Genomic DNA, 17,834 nt, shown 5'->3' on the forward strand with positions numbered 1-17,834 from the left:
GTCGGGGGCTGAAGCCGCCACCGGTGCGCGGGCCCGACCCGTCCGTCCACCCGCCCCGCTCCCGGGGGGGGGGGGGGGGGGGGGGGGGGGGGGGGGGGGGGGGCGGGGGGGGGGGGGGGGCGGGGGGGGGGGGGGGGGGGGCGGGGGCGGGCGCGCCCCCCCCCCCCCGCGCGCGCGGGCCCCCCCCCCCCCCCCCCCCCCCCCCCCCCCCCGCCCCCCCCCCCGCCCCGCCGCCCCCCCCCCCCCCCCCCCCCCCCCCGGGTGGTGGCCGCCGGTCGGACGGCGGCGTGACGGGAGGCCGTCACGCTTCGCTCTGTGGGAGCCCGGAGGAACCTCCTCCCCTGCGGAACGAGCCGGCGTTCTACCGGAGTCGGCGTTCTACCGGGTGCGCGGTTGGGCGCGGTGATCGGGTGCGCCCGGCCGGGCCCCGCCCTGGTGCTGGGGTCGGGCGGGGCGGGGCTGCGGACAGCGCCGACGGCGCCGACAGCACGGACCGCTCTCACCGATCGCCGTCAACGGCACGACCATCACGACCACCGCGGACGGCTGCTCGTCCATCACCTCGGCGGCTGGCGTCCCACGGTGGCTCCCGTCCGGCTGATCGATCCCGCTACCGGGAACGGCCCGCGCAGCACGGAGAAACCCCTCCAAGCGCGAAGCCCCCAGGCCGAGCGCCGTCGCGAGTTGCTGGACCGAACGGCGATGCGGTCGGCGCACCCGGCCCCGCTCGATGTCGCTGATCGTCCTCACACTGACCTGGGAACGCCGGGCGAGTTCCTCGTGCGTGAGTCCCGCTGCATGACGAAGCGCCCTCAGCATCCCCCCGAATGCCGCATCCCCTTGCTGTGCCTTCGGCACGTCACCCCCGGACATCCGCCCCCCCTTCCTACCGAACGCGCGCTTCCACATCTTGGCGTGTGGGAGCGCTCCCACGATGGGGAGCGTAGCAGCCCCTGACCTCCGGGTCGGTCGCGACACCCGCCAGGAGCCCATGAAAGGACAACGGAATTTGATGATCTCTCAGACCGAATCCGCCAGGACGAAACCGTCAGGCAGAGTCCGCCAGTCCGAGCCCGTCAGGCCGAGGCCCGAACCGTCAGTTCGGTCGGAAGGGTCACCTGGCGACGCGGCCGGCCGGGTTCGGCGATCTCTTCGAGCAACAGCTGAACCATCAACCGCCCCATCGCCTCGATCGGTTGGCGAACACTGGTGAGCGGCGGCTCGGTGCTCCGGGCGATAACGGAATCGTCGAACCCGACGACTGCCACCTGTCCCGGCACGCGCCGCCCTGCCTCGCGCAGCGCCCGGAACGCGCCCACGGCCATCAGATCGGAGGCGCAGAACACGGCATCGAGGGTGGGCGCTCCGGCCAGGAGTTCGCGCATCGCCGCGTAGCCCCCCGCCTCGGTGAAGTCTCCGTGGGCGACGAGTGCTTCCTCCAAGGGGAGGCCGGCCTCCGCGAGCGCCTCCCGGTACCCCGCCAGGCGTGCTCCGGCCGCCTCCATGTCGAGCGGCCCCGTGATGGTGGCCACCCTGGTACTGCCGCGCGCGACCAGGTGCCGGACGGCCGCCCGGGCCCCGCCCGCGTTGTCGGCGTTGACATAGCTCAGCGGTTCCCGCTCGGAACGGCGACCGCCCAGCACGGTCGGCATCTCCAGCCATTCAAGGAGGTCGGGCAGCGGGTCGTCCTGACGCACCGAGGCCAGGAGCACACCGTCGACCCGACGCGCGGTGAGGTAGCGCGTCAGACGCTCGCGTTCGTCCTCGTTGCGGACCAGGGCCAGCAGCAACTGCAGGTCGGTCGCTGCGAGTTCGTCGGAGATCCCGGTGATGACGTCCGAGAAGTACGGTTCCGACCTCAGCCGCGCCGCGCTTTCCGGGACGACCAGGGCGATGACATCGGTCCGCGAGGTCACCAGGGACCGTGCCGCCTGGTTGGGTACGTAACCGAGTTCGGCGACGGCGCGCTCCACGGCCTCCCTCGCCTCGGTGCTCACCTTCGGCGAACCGTTGATGACTCGGGACACCGTTCCCCGGCTGACTCCCGCGCGAGCGGCCACGTCTTCCACCGTGGGTCGCGCGCCGGACCGGGCGGTTCCGGGACCCGGCCGTTCAGTTCGGGGCATGATCACACTCCGGCGTGGCTCACCGGGCGATCGTCCGGAACGGGGCGACGGAAGTGATCCACGAGGTCGACTGTTCGGGAGACATGCTTGCGCATTCTCGGGGGCGGCCATCCTACACGGCGTGGGAGCGCTCCCACCGGTTTTTCGGCCCACCCCGCCACACGAGGCCCGCCGACCTGGGGCCCGCCGGCCGGTCGGAACTGCTCCCGACCGGCCGGCGAGACCTGCGGTCAGAGCGGCAGGCCCTGCCAGCCGCCGAAGCCGGTGGCCGAGGTGCCCGCACGGACGTAGACGCGGCCGTCGGTGCCGATGGCGAACACGTGGAGGACATCGCCGCTGCCGACGATCGCGGTCGGGTAGTCGAGGACGGTGCCGCCGAGGTCCTGCCAGGCGCCGTAGCCGGCGTTCGGGGCGGTCTGGGCGGTGGTGCTCACGCCGCCACCACCGTTGCGCTCGAACAGGACGACCTGTCCACGGAGGGTGGCCATCGCCGGCTCGCCCACGCCCGCGTGGCCGCCGAGGTTGGCCGGGGACTGGCTCCACGGTCCGCCGGGCTGGGTCTGGTAGCTGACCAGCATCGCGCCGGTGCCGGCCTCGCGGTAGGCGAGTTCGATGCGGCCGTCCTGGTCGAGCGCGGCCTTGGGCGGGCTCGCCGGGCGGGCGTTCGGGATCGTGACCGGGCCGTTGATGGCGTCGTTCGGGGCGGTCTGCCACCAGTTGAGGACCTCGGCGCGGGTGCTGGCGAAGACCTCGATCCTCCCGACGCCGTTGCGGATCGCGGTGACCGGGTCCTGGATGTCGGTGCCGCGCAGGTCCTCCCAGGTGGTCGTCCAGGCACCGTTCGGGGTGGTCTGCCGGATCGCGCTGAGGCCGCCGCCGCCGTTCTTGATGAAGAGTTCCAACCGGCCGTCCTGGGAGGAGGCCACCGCGGGCACGCCGACCTGGTCCGCGTTGTTGAGCCCGGCGTTGGGGTTGCCGAGGTCGGCCCAGCTGTTCCGCCACACGCCGTTGGGGGCGATCTGCGGTACGGAGATGATGTGGTGGTCGGTCAGGCGGCGGGCGAAGACCTCCATCCGGCCGTCCGCGTTGGTGCCGACGGCTATGCCCGGGGCCAGCCGGCCGCCCGGGTCGGCGAACCGTGCCGGGCCGCCCCAACTGCCGTCGGAGTTGCGCCAGTACGTGTAGAGGGAGCCGGCCCGGACGACGAAGACCTGCGGTCGGCCGTCCTGGTTCAGCCCGGCCCAGGAGGTGCCCCGCGACCAGCGGTAGTACATCCGGGAGAACCAGGCGGTCTCGTAGCTCCCCGAGTGGTCGTGGCTGGCGTACTCGGAGACGAACACGCCCTTGGTGTCGACCGTCGCCGGGTCGAGGTTCACCGGGCAGTCGCTGATGTTGTAGTCCCGGTAGTTCACCTGGATCAGCGAGCCGCCGTACTGGCTCGCCGCCACGCCGGCGAACTTCGCGGCGGAGATGTGGTCCGAGTGGTCGCCCTTGTAGCGGGTGTCCGGGAGTTCGTCCTGGGCCCGGAGCACGGTCGGCCGGTACGTCACCATGATCTGCCGCAGCACCTCGACGACGTCCGCCGCCGTGTAGGTCGACGGCCCGGACATCGGGCTGCCCTTCGGGACGACCGTGGTGTCGGTGCCGCCGTTCAGCACGTCGGCGAGCCCGGCGTCGTGCAGGTTGAGGAAGATCAGGTGTACCGACCGGTCCCTGAGCATGTACCGCTCGACCTGCTTGCCCGCGACCGTCCACGCCTCGACGATCCAGTGCCCGATCTCGTCGGTGTTCGGGTCGGTGTCGCCGACCCCGGCCATCCGGGAGTAGGCGTTGACGGCGCCCATCTGGCGGTTCCAGGTGCGCAGCGGGTCGCCGGCGGGGTCCCCGCAGCCCGAACACGGGTCACCGGTGATGTTCCCCGCGGTGACGAACACCGTGACGGACGGCGTGCCGTTGGATATCGCGTTGGACAGGTCCGGGTTCATGAACAGGATGTCGTCGTCCTCGTGCGCGACGACCTGCATGAACAGCGGCCCGGAGTCGGCGGTCAGAGCCGTGCCCGTGGCCGTGGCCGCGGCGGCGCGGGTCGCGGTCCCCTTGGCCAGGACCGGTGCGGCGAGGGCGGTGACCGCGAGGGAGGCGAGGAGTCGCCGTCGTCCGATTGCCATGTGATTGCCCCTAATTCGAAGTCGGCAGGTGATCACGCCAGGAGGTGATTGGCGGATTGTCGAGCAGGAAATGCCCGAGACGGTATATCGCAAATCCGCCGGGCGCAACAGTCGGCTGACGTACGATCAGGCCAAGCTGTCCGTTTCCCGATCATCCGGTTCGGTCCCGGACAAATCCGCCCCTCCGTCGAACCGTGCGCCACCGGCGGATCATGCCTGGTGGCGCGGTTTCTGCGGGAGCTTCCCCATGCTTTCCGCCTGGTGTTCCGCATGGCGGACTCCGGGCCGGGAGTGATTGCATCGTGGGTGGCTGACGAGCTCCGAGAGTTCTCGCCGCTTTATCGAATCTCCTCGCCCGGGAAAGGCGGCGCCGCAATTGTCCGTCGCCTGGACCGCGCGGGAAAAGGGTTTTCCGTACCCAGCGAAAGGATTCCTGTGCACGTCGCCCACCGCCCGCCGCGGGGCCGCCTGTCCGCCCTGACGGCAGCCGCTGTCGTCGTCGGCGCGTTCGTCACCCTGCCGCCCACGGCCCCCGCGTACGCGACCACCGGCTGCGGGCCGCTGGCTGCCGCGCCGGCGTCCGGCCCGAGCGCACCCCGTCCCGCGTCCTCGGCCTGGACCGGGAGTTGGGGCACCGCCATGAGCCTGGCAGGACCACCCGCGTCCTCGGGCGTGACGGGCCGGCAGACGCTGCGCATGGTCATCCACACCAGCATCGGCGGCAGCTCCGCCCGGATCCGCCTGGCGAACACCTTCAGCCCGGACCCGGTGACCATCGGGCACGTCACCATCGCGGCCCAGGACGGGACCGCGGCCCGGAACGGGAACCCGGCCACGGCAACCGCCACGCCCGTCACCCTGACGTTCGGCGGATCCGGCCAGGCCGTCATCCCGCCCGGCGGCGAGATCTACAGCGACCCCACCGCCTTCCCGGTCGCCGCGGACGAGAACCTGCTGGTCAGCCTCTGGCTCCCCAACGGGATCACCACCGCGCCCTACCACCCCTACACGCTCACCACCTCCTACACCTCCGCTCCCGGCGACGGCGCCGACCACAGCCAGGACACCGACGGCGCCAACCTCCCGGCCAGGTACGACTACTGGGCCTACCTCAGCGGTCTGGACGTCACGGCCGCCGGCAGCGACGGGACGGTCGTCGCCCTCGGCGACTCGCAGGTCGACGGCGGGCACACCTACCAGGACTCCAACACCCGTTGGACCGACGACTACGGGCGCGCCCTCAGGGCCCAGCCGACACCCGAGGGCATCGTCAACAAGGGCATCTCCGGCAACCGGATCCTCACCGACGGGACGGGAGGACGCGTCGGGTTCGGCCAGAGCGCGCTCAACCGCTTCGACCGGGACGTGCTCTCCCAGACCGGCGTGCGGAGCGTCGTGCTGTACGAGGGCATCAACGACATCACGATGGACGACGCCTCCGACACCGCGATCGTGTCGGGGATCCGGCAGTTGGCCTCGCGCGCGCACGCGGCCGGGCTCCGCTTCACCGTGGCCACCATCCCCGCCTTCCAGGGCTACGGCGACTACACCGTCGCCCGGGACCGGGTGCGCCGATGCGTGAACAGCTGGATCCGCACGACGACGGAGATCGACGGCTTCCACGACTTCGACGAGGCGACCCGCGACCCGATCAACCCGAGCGCCGCGTTCGCCGGCTACGTCTCCTCCGACCACCTGCACTTCACCACCAACGGAAACGCGGCCCTTGCCGAGGTCCTCGCCCCGCGGCCCGCTCCGACCAGGCCCTCCCACACCTTCTCCCAGACGACGGCCGGAGCCTTCCACGGCAAGGGCAGCGGCGACCTCGTCGCCCGCGACGACTCGGACGGGCACCTGTACGAGTGGGCAGGGCTGGGAGACGGGTCCTTCGCCGCCAGGATCGACCTGACGGGCGGCTGGGGCGCGTTCTCCCAGACGGTCGCCGGCGACTTCCATGGCACCGGTCACGCGGACCTGATGGCCCGGGAGGACTCGACGGGCAACCTCTACCTGTGGCCCGGCAACGGGGACGGCACCTTCGGCAGCCGCGTCCTCGTCACCGACGGCTGGGGCCCGTTCTCCCAGACGGTCGCCGGCGACTTCCGCGGCACCGGTCACGCGGACCTGATGGCCCGGGAGGACTCGACGGGCAACCTCTACCTGTGGCCCGGCAACGGGGACGGCACCTTCGGCAGCCGCGTCCTCGTCACCGATGGCTGGGGCCCGTTCTCCCAGACGGTCGCCGGCGACTTCCGCGGCACCGGCCACGCCGACCTGATGGCCCGGGAGGACTCGACGGGCAACCTCTACCTGTGGCCCGGCAACGGGGACGGCACCTTCGGCAGCCGCGTCCTCGTCACCGACGGCTGGGGCCCGTTCTCCCAGACGGTCGCCGGGAACTTCCGCGGCACCGGCCACGCCGACCTCATCGCCCGCAACGACACCTACGGCGTCCTCCACGAGTGGGTCAACACGGGCGGAGCCTCCTTCACACGCCCCTTCCGGCTCACCGACGGCTGGTGAACACCGAGGGGCGATCCGGGCGGTCAGCGCTGGTGAACGTCACGTCGGCGATCTTCGCCACTGGCATGCCCTGAGCGGAAAGCAGGACCATCTGGGCCCGCCACCGGGTCACCACGGACCCATGTCCTGCGACCGCTCACCTTCCTTGAGGACACCGGGACGATCAGCGACTCCGGCTTCCCCTCGCTCGGCTGCTGCCGCAGCGCCCGCCCGATCGCCTGCACGATGTCGTGCGGTGCCCCCTTCGGGTCCAACAGGGCGACGCTGTCGACGGCCCGGATGTCGACCCCCTCGCCCAGGACCCGGCAGTCGACAGCACGGCCCGTCGCGCGCTGCGCGCGAACTCGGCGAGTACCCGGGCGCGCCGCTCGTCGGCGTGTTCGCCCTTGAGCCAGTCCGCCCGGATCCGCTCCGGGTACAGCTCGGGGTCTGCGGCGTGCGGCGGCTCGACCTTCAGGCCGTCCTGTTCTTCGACCACCACTACCGCGACGTGCTTCTCGCGGCGGTCGGCTACCGGCCGGGGGCGGCGCCCTCGATGGCGGCGAGCAGGCGGGCGTGGACGGCGGCGGCCGCGTCCTGGGTCACCGGGTCCGGGTCCTTGAGCTGCGGGGCGATCAGCTCGGCGGCCGCGGCGAGGACAGGCACCGGGACGGTGGCCTCGCGCAGGTGGAGGAGCTGGGAGGTGGCGCGCTCGCCGGGGGTGGCCTGGGCGCGGGCGTCGGGGATCAGGGCGGTGAGGCCCCGGGGCAGGGGCTGGCTGCTGGTCACCTGCCCCATTCTTCCGTGCTCCGGGTGCTGGTGATCACCACGACCGGCCGTCCGGTTCCCCGTCGGGCAGGGGCCGTGGTGGTGGCGAGTGATGGACTCCAGCGGCGCCTGGTGGGCCTGGTGCCAGTGGACATCCTTGGTGTGGCCGGCGTCGGCGGCCTACCCGGGCAGCTGCCGGTCCTGCGCGGCTGCGGTGATGGCGCTGCTTGGCTCGCCGATCGCGTCCTGCCAGGTGGCGAGCTGCGGCAGCAGCTCGCCACCTGGTGGTCGACGGCCGCCGCCGGATCGGTGCCGAACGCGCGGGCCTACCTGCCCGACCACATGGTGGAAGTCGTCGCCCAGGCCGAGCAGGACGAGCGGCGACGCGCCCGGCTGCGGCGCGGGCTTCGCCTGAAGGAGGCGCTGGTCATGGTCACCGATTCTGGTCGGGCGGGGCGGAGGGAAGGACCTGCCTCGGTGTCGTCGCAGCCCGCCGCTGCCGGTGGCGGTCGAGGCCTCGTCGTCCCGGCAGGACGAGCTGGCCGTCGGTGACGAGGACGAAACGTTCCAGGCCGGGAACGACGACGTTGACGACGGCCAGGTGCGCGCCGACGTGGTGCCGGCGGGCGTAGGCGGTGAAGCCCCGGCGGGACAGGGTCCGGAGCAGCACCGCCAGGTGGGCCCGCGGGGTCGCCGGGGCGGGCCGGTCGGCGAAAGGGATGACGGTGGCGTGCGGCAGGGCGGCGGAGAAGTCGGCCAGGTGGCAGCGGTGAAGGGCCGGATGGCGCCGGGTGTGCCCCGGTGCGGGGCGGACCGCGAGCGCGGTGGCGGTGCTGTGGATCTGGACGAGCTCGGTCAGGGCGCGTTCGGCGGCGCAGCGGGGCGAGAGGGAGGCGCCCGCGCCCCGGATGCGCGCCGGTGTTCCGGCGGCGGCGGGGGTGTAGGCCCAGTAGACGGGAACGCCGAGGTCCGTGGTGGCGTCCAGGAGCGAGACCGGCTGTCCGACGCGGGTCTCGGCGGTGTGGTGGCAGGCCCGCAGGTCGGTGGGGAGGGTGCGGGGGTCCACCACTCGCAGGGTGTGCGGGGTGCGGGTGAGGGGCTTGGCCATGCGGATCGGCAGGCCCTTCGCGTCACGGGCGAGCCTGCGCGAGTACGAGGGGCTACCCCTTGGGTCGACGCCGACGGCATCGAACCGCACAACCTGCTGAGCTGACGGCCCGGGACCCGCCGCGACCGCGGGCCGCAGGAACTCGACAGTCGTCCGGATGTCGAGCCCCTGTTCGGGCCATTTCCTCGCAGAACCCCTTGGCACACGAAGTGCCTCGGACAACAGGGGCCTGGTTCCGGCCAGTTGTGGATCACTTCCACCAGGGCGGGGTGTTGATCCACCTAGCATCGGTGCGCCCTGGCAGGCTGCCGGGGCGTCTTCGAGCGAAGGGGACAACGGCGGCATGACGGTGCGGATCATCCGTGGGAAGGGCGTGGACGCGTGTCCGCAGGGCTACTGGGCGCTGTACGACGACGTGGGGTTCAACAAGAACGGCCCGGCGGACATCCTGATCGGCGACGCCTCGGTCACGAACCTGAAGGACGTCGGGTTCAACGACCGGGCCTCCTCGTACGTGAACCGCACCGGGCACAACATCGCGCTGTACGACGACGCCGACTACGGCGGCCGCAGGATCGGCGTCTCGTTCTCGGCGGCCGAGAAGCTGGTCGTCCACGAGCGGACGATCCGCCCCTACCTCTTCAGCGACGAGGAGGTCGGCGACATGAACGACGCCGTCTCCTCGGTGCAGGTCTTCGAACCCGGCCCGGAGACCGCCCGGCTCGGCGCCGGCACCTACACCATCGTCAACGTCGGCTCCGGCAAGGCCCTCGAAGTCGCTGAGGCCTCACCGGCTGACGGCGCCAACGTCCAGCAGGGCGAGCCCGGTGACTCCCAGGCCCAGCAGTGGCGGCTCGCGCCCCTGGGTGACGGCATCTACACCCTCACCAACCAGGCCACCGGCAAGCGACTGGACGTTGCCGGCGGCGACGACGTCAAGAAGACCGATGGCGCCAACGTCCACCAGCGTCAGGCCCTCGACCTCGATTCGCAGAAGTGGCGGCTCCGGCTGCGCCCGGCCACGGGCCACTACACCCTGGTCAACGTGTTCAGCGGCAAGGCCCTGGACGTCGACGGCGGTTCGAAGGCCGCCGGTGCCAACGTCCAGCAGTGGGCGGACAACGACACCGACGCGCAGAAGTGGCAGGTCACGCCGCTGAACGCGCCGCGGGTCCGCAAGCTCGTCGACGCCTGGCCCGCCCTGCGCAACCTCACCTTCGAGGACGGTGTGCACGGGGCCTGCCCGAAGCCCGGCGGTTCCGAGGTCTACCTGTTCAAGGACGGCCGGTACCTGCGCTACGACATCGCCACCGACGTGCTGACCCTCCGTCCGAGCAATCTCGGCTGGCGGGGCGTGGGCCTCCTCGTCCGCGGCGAGGCACCGGACGCGGGTGTGGTGGTGCCCGGCAGCGACACCGAGGTGTACCTGTTCAAGCGGGAGAACCACGGGCGCTACCGGACCGACACCTCCCCCGAGGCGGCCGTCGGCGACCCGGGCAGGATCGAGCCAGGGTGGCCGGGCCTCGCGGGCACCGCCTTCACCGCCGGCGTGGACGCCGCGGCGAACAAGCCGGGCACTGCCGGCGAGGTGTACCTCTTCCGGGGCGACGCCTTCCTCGTCTACGACACCGCACGGCAGAGCGTCACCGCGGGCCCCGCCCCCATCGTCGAGGGCTGGCCCGGACTGCAGGGCACCGACTTCACCTCCGGCCTCAGCGCCGCCCTCGCGGTGCCCGGCAGCACCGGCGACATCTTCCTGATCAAGGGCGGTTCGCTGGTCCGGCTGCCCGCCGCCGGCCCGGTCGCCGCGTCCTCCGCGTCGACTCCCACCGGCCGGCGCAGCCCGGCGGTGGGCACGTACACGCTCACCAACGTGGGCAGCGGCAAGGCTCTGGATGCCACCGGTGACGGCTCCGTGGTCCAGTGGACCGGCCACGGCGGCGCGAACCAGCGCTGGACGCTCGCCGCCGTCGGCGACGGTGTGTACACGCTGACCAGCGTCTCCAGCGGCAAGGTCCTCGACGTCAGCGGTGCGAGCCGGGACGACGGCGCGCGCGTCCAGCAGTGGCCGGGCAACGGCTCCGGCGCCCAGCAGTGGAAGGTGACCGAGGTCGGCGAAGGGGTCTTCCGGCTCCAGTGCGTCGGCAGCGGCAAGTACCTCGACGTCAAGGGCAAGAGCCGGGACGACGGCGGCGTCGTGCACCAGTGGGGCTACGACGACAGCGACAGCCAGAAGTGGCGGCTGGCCCCCGCCGGCTGAGCCGGCCTGCGCACCACCGTGGGCAGGGCTCGGCCGTTCGCGGCCGGGCCCTGTCGCAACCGACCACCATCTCCGATGCCATCAGAAGAACGATGTGTTGTCTCGACGCCGCCTGCAAGGACAAGCGGTCGGAAACGAGACCGGCGACAGCGCGGTAGGTGGCTGGGAGGGTGTCGCGGCGGTGGGTCCAGCCGGCCGGGCTCTTCCGTCGCTTGTGGTCGGCGAGAGCGTGCTCGACGGGAATGCGCTGGGACGAGTGCTCGTGGCGGGCCTGTTCGCGAGCTTCGTGGACTTCCCGTGCGGCGATCCTGTTCGGCTTCCTCGGAGGCGTGACGACCCCTGAGGTTCCGGTTGGATCCGGTCCATCCGCACCTGCCGGACGAGATACCGGCCTGGCTCGACAAGCCGGCCGACGGCGGGCATCGCGTCCCGCACGACGGCCCACTCCGCGTCGCTCATCACGTTGCCCGCGACGACCGGTTCGAACCGCCCGGCGTTCCACGTCGCGCCGTCGAACTCCCGGACCTGGCGGCCCAGTTCCTCGGCCTCGGCGGGGCTCGTCGCCGCGAGGGTCCGGGCGGGCGTCTTCTCGTCGCCGAACATCCGGGCCTTGCCGCCGTCGTCCAGTGCTCGGCGGTCGTACTCGACGCCGTTGACGGTGAACGGGTGCGCGGGCCACCGCCGGCTCAGCTCCCCGGCCCCGAGCTCCCCGTCGCGCTGCTCCCGATGACCCCGGAACATCGGCCACTTGGGCTCCGCGCCGGCCGCCACGGCGGCGGTCGGCGCGGCGCGGTCGCGGGTGTCGACGGGGTCGATCGCGCGTTCGCCGCTCATCTCGTCATACCGACGCCAAGGGATCTGGCGCGGCCACCGGGCTCTCCCGGACTCCCGCTCAGTGGCTGCGGCGAAACTGTTGAGCGATGAACAAAGGAATGTGACATATTATTGGGCCCGGTCGAATCCGGACGTATCGTCATGATTCCTCCCGGAGGGCACACCCTCACCCTCCTGAACCCCCGAACAACTCCTGGAGTCCCCCATGAGAGACCGCATATCCTCCGCCACCGGCGGCGAACGCCCGGCAGCCGAACGCCGGTCCCGGCGCCTGCCCGGCAGGGCGGTCCTCGGGGTTCTCGCCGCCTCGGCGCTCGCGTTCGCCCCGTCCGCGGCGCTCGTCGCCCCGTCGGCGTCGGCCGCCACGACCGCGGACAAGGCCCCGGCGGGCAAGGCCGCTCGGGGGACCGGCGCCCAGCGGCCGATCGGCCCGGCCCCGACGGTGGACCTGCTCGCGCACGGCAACCTCACCATGGCGTCCAACTCGGTGCTGACCTGCGACGACAGCGACGGCTCGGTCTGCAACGACACCGAGGGCACCAACAACAACCGCACCAAGTACGTGAAGACCGACCCGAACGCGCCCGGCAACAACGCGTCCTCCGCGCAGCTGACGATCCCGGCCGGGTCCCAGGTGCTGTCGGCCCGTCTGTACTGGCAGTTCAACCCGACCAACACCAGCAACGCGGGCGGCACCTCAGGGGACATCGACACCGGCAACAAGGTGTCCTGGAAGGTCCCGGGCGGCTCCTCCTACGAGCAGCTCACCGCCGACACCTACGACTGGTTCGACCAGAAGGTCGGCGGCAACCCGCCGGAGCCGCTGCTCGCCGGGGCGGGCGTGAAGGACGTCACCGCCCAGGTGAAGGCCGCCGGCCCGGGCAACTACACCGTCGCGAACATCCAGGCGTGCGCCGGACGTTCCTCCGCGCAGAATCACGGCGGCAACAACGTGGGCTGCTGGGGCGGCTGGTCACTGGTGGTGGCCTACGAGAACCAGGCGGAGCCGCTGCGCTACCTCCAGGTCTGGGACGGCTTCCAGCTGCTGCGCCACCCCGACAACCTGGCGACGCTCACCCTCTCCGGCATCCACACGCCCGCCACGGCCCCGCGGGCCACCATGGGGGTCACCGTCGGCGACGGCGACGCACCGATCCAGGGCGACCAGCTGCTGGTCGGTTCCTCGACCGACAACCTGACGCTGCTGTCGATGCCCGGCCCCGCCGGCGTCGCCACCGACAACGCCTTCAGCAGCCGGATCGACCAGGTCGCGCCGAACGGAACGGGCAGCAACATCACGACCCGCGACCCCGCGCCGGTCAACAACTACGGCTACGACGCCCGGATGATCGACGTCACCGGCAAGATCCCCGCCGGCAGCACCCAGGCCGTGCTCCGGATCAACGGCGCGGGCGACGCGCTGCACCCGCAGGCGGCCTGGCTCGCCGTCGACGCGCTCGAACCGGATCTGCAGATCACCAAGGCCAACAAGCCGGCCGGCTCCACCACGAACAACCCGCCCGGCACCGTCGACCCCGGCGCCGAGATCACCTACACCTTCACCGTCGCCAACCGGCACAAGGACGGCGGCACCGCCGACCTCGACACCGCCACCGGCGTCACCCTGACCGACGCGCTGCCCGCCGGCACCAGCTACGTCGACGGCTCCGGCCCCGGCTGCACCGCCAACGGACGCAACGTCACCTGCGCCGCCGCCGACCTCGCGCCGGGCGCCGAGACCACCGTGTCCTTCCGCGCCCGGGTCGACGCCGGGCTCGCGCCGGGCACCAAGCTCGACAACACCTCCTCGCTCGCCTACCGCGGCGCCCAGACCGGCCGCGACCAGCAGCGCACCAGCAACACCGTGCGCAACACCGTCTCCGAGCACGCCGGCTACCGGCTCGCCAAGACCGCCGACAAGGCCCAGGCCCTGCCCGGTGACACCGTGAAGTACCAGGTGGACATCACCAACACCGGGAACGCCCCGATCACCGGGCTGAACGTCACCGACGACCTGAGCGCCGTCCTCGACGACGCCACGTACAACGGTGACGCCACCGCCACCTCCGGCAAGGTGTCCTACACCCAGCCGGTGCTCGGCTGGACCGGCGACCTGCCGGTCGGCGGCAGCGCCCGGGTGACGTACACGGTGAAGGTGAAGGACCCGGCCGCCGGGGACCACACGCTGCGCAACACCGTGGTGTCCGACCGCCCCGGCGGCAACTGCCCGGCCGGCCCGGCCGCCGGCGAGTGCACCGCCACGGTGACGGTGACCACGTCGACGCCGTCCCCGACGTCCTCGCCCTCGGCGACGGCGACCGGCAGCCACAGCTCCCACCCGGCGCCCACCGGCACGCAGCAGCCGGGCGCCGGCGCCGGCAGTAACGGTGGCGGCGGCCTCGCCGCGACGGGCAGCCAGGTCGCGCTGATCGGCGGCATCGGCGCCGCCGTCGTCCTCGGCGGCGCGGCCCTCGTCCTCGCCTCCCGCCGTCGGAGCCACCGGCACTGACGCCCCGCTCCTGAAATGAAGGCGGCCCCACCGCAGTTGGCGGTGGGGCCGTTTCCCCTTTCCCGCCGGAGGAACCGATGTGTCCCAGTCCTCCGACGAGACCCGCGCCGTAAGTGAGCCCGGTGATCGTTCGCCACTCGACGCCTGAGCCGACGAGGTCGCCGACGAAGACGATCTCCGCAGGACGAAGGGTGGGGTGGTCACGGCATCAAGCCGCGACCACCCCACCCTTCGGAGCCTTCCGGTCGCACCGCCGGCCCTTCGGCGATCGGCCGTCGACGGTCCGTCAACACACCGCCCCCGGGCGTCCACGCACCCGGGGGCGGTCCCCGCCGGCCGGCGACGGAAGTTCGAGGAGGGTTCTACGAGGAGTCGCGGGCGATCAGCTCGATGGTCATCAGGTCCCGGCTGAGCGGGGGCGCCTCCGGGTCGGCGACCACGCGGTCGACGAGCTCGGCCAGCTCCTCGCCGGACGGCAGCCTCATCCGGACCGAGCTCAGCCGGGGCCGCAGCAGCCGGGCGAGCAGCAGGTCGTCGGCACCGACCAGGGCCACCGCCCCGGGGACGTCCAGACCGGCGTCCTGCAAGGCGCGCAGGGCGAGCATCGCGTACTCGTCGTTGTAGCCGAACAGTCCGTCCAGGGCGAGTTCGCGGCACCGGACGGCGAGTTCGGCGGCGGACTCCTCGGTGTAGTCCAGCGGCAGCGGCTCGACCAGGGCACCGGAGCCCGCCGATGCGGCGGCGCTCCGGGCGCCGGCCAGCCGGGGGTCGCTGAAGAGGGCGAGCCCCGGGTCGGTCGGCATGACGACGCCTATCCGGCGGCGGCCACGGTCCAGCAGGTGGGCGACGGCACTGACGCCGACCTCACGCTGGTCCATGGTCAGCGCGTGCGCGCCGGGCACCGGCGGGGCCCCGAGGGTGACCACCGCCCGGGTGCCTGAGCGCCGCAGGATCCGCACGCCGTCGGGGGTGAGTCCGGGCGTGAGGCAGAGCACGGCCGTGGGCCGGAGTTCGGCCCAGGCACGGGCGGCGTCCTCGCCGCCGCCCGGGGTGGAGCCGTGCAGGACCCCGGTGTAGCCCCGGCGGTTCAGGGCCTCCTGCAGCTCACGGTGGAAGCCGCTGAACAACGGGCCGATCGGTGCGGCGGCGCCGGCCAGGAGCACCAGGCCCGTGCGGCCGGCCCGCAGCGAGCGGGCCGCGGCGTGCGGGACGTAGCCGAGCCCGTCGGCGGCGGCCCTGACCTTGGCCCGGGTCTGCTCGCTGACCCGGCCGCCGGCCGTGTTGTTGAGCACGAAGGAGACCGTGGCGCGGGAGACGCCGGCCAGCCGGGCGACATCGGCGCTGGTGGGCGGCGGAGCGCTGGCGGGCGGCGGGGCGCTGGGTTCGGTGCGGTCGCTGTTCATAACGGTTCGAATCTTTTCACGGCCGGCTCTGGCCGTGGGGTGGAATCCCCTGCTAAACAGCTGGTTACACGAGTAACCGTTACACGTGTAACCTGATTCCAGATCCGCCGCCCGGTCCCCACCCGACCGCCGGGCACTCCCTCCCGGAGGGCAATGTGGCCCTTTCCCCCGCCCGCGACGTGCCGCAGGACGGCCCGAGAGTCCGTACGGACGACCCGGCGCCCGCCACCCGCGGCCTGCTGCCGCTGCTCTTCGCCGGCAACACGGCGATGTACGCGCTCTACCTCGGCGTCGGCAGCGTGCTGCTGCCGCTGCACATCGAGCACCTCGACCCGGCCTCCAAGGTGGCCAATCTCGGCCTGGTCAGCGGCGTGGCCGCGATCTTCGCCACCTTCTTCAACCCGTTCGCCGGTGCCCTGTCCGACCGCTCCGGCCGGCGCAACCCGTGGATCCTGGGCGGCGGCCTGGCCACGGTGGCCGCCATGGCCCTGCTCGGCAGCGTGAACTCGGTGCTGCTGGTCTGCATCGCCTGGTGCCTCGGCCAGGCGGCGATGAACTTCTACCAGGCCGCGCTCACCTCGGTGGTGCCCGACCGCGTCCCGGCGCAGCGCCGGGGCACCGCCTCCGCCGCCGTCGGACTCGGCCTGCCGGTCGGCTCCACCCTCGGCGTGCTGGTGGCCTCCGCCTTCTCCGACCGCGTCGGCACCGGCTACCTCGTGCTCGGACTGCTGGTCGCCCTGGCCGCCACGCTCTTCAGCGGCCTCGCCCGCGAGCGCCGCATGCCCGCCAAGCAGCCCGCGCCGCTGCGCGAGCAGGCCGCGGCCTTCCTCGGCGTGCTGCGCGTGCCGGACTTCCGCTGGGCGTTCATCGGCCGGGCACTGCTGGTCCTCGGCTACTTCGCCGTCGTCGGCTACCAGCTGTACATCCTCCAGGACCACGTCGACCTGCCCGGCGGCCTCTCCCCCGAGGGCGCGATCGCGATCCTCACCCCGGTCTCCTCGGTCGCCATGGCCGTCTCCACCGTCGTCGGCGGGGTGCTCTCGGACCGACTGGACCGCCGCAAGCTGTTCGTCTCGCTCTCGGCGGCGCTCTCCGGGATCGCCCTGCTGATCCCGGTGATCAGCCCCACCTGGCCCGCCATGATCGTCTTCTCCGCCGTCAACGGCCTCGCGTTCGGCTGCTTCATGGCCGTCGACACCGCGCTGGTCACCATGGTGCTGCCCAAGGCCGAGGACGCCGCCCGCGACATGGGCGTCCTCAACATCGCCAATGCCGGGCCGCAGATCGTCGCGCCCTTCGTGGCCTCCGCCGTGGTCGGCCTCGGCGGCTACACCCCCCTGTTCCTGCTCGGCGCCGCACTCGCGGCGGCCGGCGCCCTGGCGGTCCGCCCGATCCGAGGCGTCCGCTAGCCCAACTTCCGGTCATTCACCAGAAAGGTTTCTCCTCTATGAAGCTGCACACCCACGAGTGGGGCACCGGAGACCGCGTCGCGATCCTGGTGCACGGCATCATGTCCGACCACCGCACCTGGCGGCGGATCGGCCCGGCCCTGGCCGAACGCGGCTACCGGGTCATCGCCGTCGACCAGCGCGGCCACGGGCTGAGCCCGCGCGGCACCGGTGACACCCCGCAGGAGCGCTACGCCCTGGACGCCTACGCCGAGGACCTGGTCGAGACCCTGCCCGCCGGGGCCGAGCTGGCCATCGGGCACTCGCTCGGCGGCATCACGCTGCTGCGCGCCGTCGAACGGCTGAAGCCGGCCCGCGCCGTCTACGTCGACCCGGCCTGGCAGTTCGCGCAGGCCGAGGGGGTCGACCCGACGATGTTCGTGGAGTTCCGCAACGCCACCCGGGACCAGGTCGCCGCCCTCAACCCGCGCTGGGAGGAGGCCGACATCGACGTCGAGCTCGCCACCCTCGCCGTCTGGGACCCGGACTCCGCCCTGGCCATGCCCGGCCAGGAGGCCGGCCTGCCGGCCGCCCCCGCCGTACCGTCCCTGGTGGTCCTGGCCGACCGGAGCTTCCTGGTGACCCCCTCCGACGCCGAGGTGCTGCGCGGGCGCGGCTTCGAGGTGCGCACCGTGCCGGGCGCCGGGCACACCGTCCACCGGGACGACCACGCCGGCTTCATGGCCGCGCTGGAAGGGTGGATCTGAA

11 protein-coding genes and 3 pseudogenes are annotated in these 17,834 nt (G+C 72.6%); 5 read left to right on the forward strand and 9 right to left on the reverse strand.

What is annotated here, in order from left to right; translation table 11 throughout:
- Window positions 1-378 precede the first annotated feature (378 nt).
- The 3 genes from ACGF0D_RS00980 to ACGF0D_RS00990 all read right to left on the reverse strand — a co-directional run bounded on the left by ACGF0D_RS00980 (window position 379) and on the right by ACGF0D_RS00990 (window position 4,294).
- Window positions 379-993, reverse strand: a complete 615-nt coding sequence (locus tag ACGF0D_RS00980; protein WP_392913426.1) for a helix-turn-helix domain-containing protein — start codon at window positions 991-993, stop codon at window positions 379-381.
- Between the two features lie 83 nt (window positions 994-1,076).
- Complete coding sequence (locus tag ACGF0D_RS00985; RefSeq protein ID WP_392870971.1) at window positions 1,077-2,126, reverse strand: LacI family DNA-binding transcriptional regulator; 1,050 nt, start codon at window positions 2,124-2,126, stop codon at window positions 1,077-1,079.
- Window positions 2,127-2,356: 230 nt separating this feature from the next.
- A complete protein-coding gene (locus ACGF0D_RS00990; RefSeq protein WP_392913429.1) occupies window positions 2,357-4,294 on the reverse strand; it encodes a PIG-L family deacetylase in 1,938 nt (645 codons plus the stop codon).
- Between the two features lie 435 nt (window positions 4,295-4,729).
- On the opposite strand from ACGF0D_RS00990, the gene ACGF0D_RS00995 reads away from it, so the two are divergent.
- Window positions 4,730-6,817, forward strand: coding sequence for an FG-GAP-like repeat-containing protein (locus ACGF0D_RS00995; RefSeq protein WP_392913431.1), 2,088 nt, complete (start codon window positions 4,730-4,732; stop codon window positions 6,815-6,817).
- A 19-nt stretch (window positions 6,818-6,836) separates the two neighbouring features.
- Here ACGF0D_RS00995 and ACGF0D_RS01000 read toward each other — a convergent pair.
- The 4 genes and pseudogenes from ACGF0D_RS01000 to ACGF0D_RS01015 all read right to left on the reverse strand — a co-directional run.
- Window positions 6,837-6,908, reverse strand: a pseudogene (locus ACGF0D_RS01000) (helix-turn-helix domain-containing protein); the annotation flags it as partial.
- Window positions 6,909-7,068: 160 nt separating this feature from the next.
- Window positions 7,069-7,212, reverse strand: a pseudogene (locus tag ACGF0D_RS01005) (hypothetical protein); the annotation flags it as partial.
- A gap of 115 nt (window positions 7,213-7,327) precedes the next feature.
- Window positions 7,328-7,585: a hypothetical protein gene (locus ACGF0D_RS01010; protein WP_392870960.1), complete on the reverse strand. Its 258-nt coding sequence runs from the start codon at window positions 7,583-7,585 to the stop codon at window positions 7,328-7,330.
- Between the two features lie 412 nt (window positions 7,586-7,997).
- On the reverse strand, window positions 7,998-8,672 hold the full coding sequence (locus ACGF0D_RS01015; protein WP_392913434.1) for a YcaO-like family protein: 675 nt from the start codon (window positions 8,670-8,672) through the stop codon (window positions 7,998-8,000).
- Window positions 8,673-9,015: 343 nt separating this feature from the next.
- Between ACGF0D_RS01015 and ACGF0D_RS01020 the strand changes: the two genes are divergently transcribed.
- A complete protein-coding gene (locus tag ACGF0D_RS01020; RefSeq protein ID WP_392913436.1) occupies window positions 9,016-10,932 on the forward strand; it encodes an RICIN domain-containing protein in 1,917 nt (638 codons plus the stop codon).
- A gap of 124 nt (window positions 10,933-11,056) precedes the next feature.
- Here the strand turns inward: ACGF0D_RS01020 and ACGF0D_RS01025 are convergent.
- Window positions 11,057-11,266 (reverse strand): annotated as a pseudogene (locus ACGF0D_RS01025) (IS5/IS1182 family transposase); the annotation flags it as partial.
- Between the two features lie 705 nt (window positions 11,267-11,971).
- Here ACGF0D_RS01025 and ACGF0D_RS01030 point away from each other — a divergent pair.
- The gene (locus tag ACGF0D_RS01030; protein ID WP_392913438.1) at window positions 11,972-14,275 is read left to right on the forward strand and encodes a hypothetical protein; all 2,304 of its coding nucleotides are present in this window, start codon (window positions 11,972-11,974) and stop codon (window positions 14,273-14,275) included.
- A gap of 362 nt (window positions 14,276-14,637) precedes the next feature.
- Here ACGF0D_RS01030 and ACGF0D_RS01035 read toward each other — a convergent pair whose 3' ends face one another.
- A complete protein-coding gene (locus ACGF0D_RS01035) occupies window positions 14,638-15,678 on the reverse strand; it encodes a LacI family DNA-binding transcriptional regulator (RefSeq protein WP_392913440.1) in 1,041 nt (346 codons plus the stop codon).
- A gap of 155 nt (window positions 15,679-15,833) precedes the next feature.
- Between ACGF0D_RS01035 and ACGF0D_RS01040 the strand changes: the two genes are divergently transcribed.
- Together ACGF0D_RS01040 and ACGF0D_RS01045 are read left to right on the forward strand one after the other, a co-directional pair.
- Window positions 15,834-17,087, forward strand: a complete 1,254-nt coding sequence (locus ACGF0D_RS01040; protein ID WP_392913443.1) for an MFS transporter — start codon at window positions 15,834-15,836, stop codon at window positions 17,085-17,087.
- A gap of 38 nt (window positions 17,088-17,125) precedes the next feature.
- Window positions 17,126-17,833, forward strand: coding sequence for an alpha/beta fold hydrolase (locus ACGF0D_RS01045; protein WP_392913445.1), 708 nt, complete (start codon window positions 17,126-17,128; stop codon window positions 17,831-17,833).
- The last annotated feature ends 1 nt before the right edge of the window (window position 17,834 follow it).

Origin of the sequence: Kitasatospora sp. NPDC048298 (assembly GCF_043201465.1) — a bacterium.
Taxonomy (GTDB): domain Bacteria; phylum Actinomycetota; class Actinomycetes; order Streptomycetales; family Streptomycetaceae; genus Kitasatospora.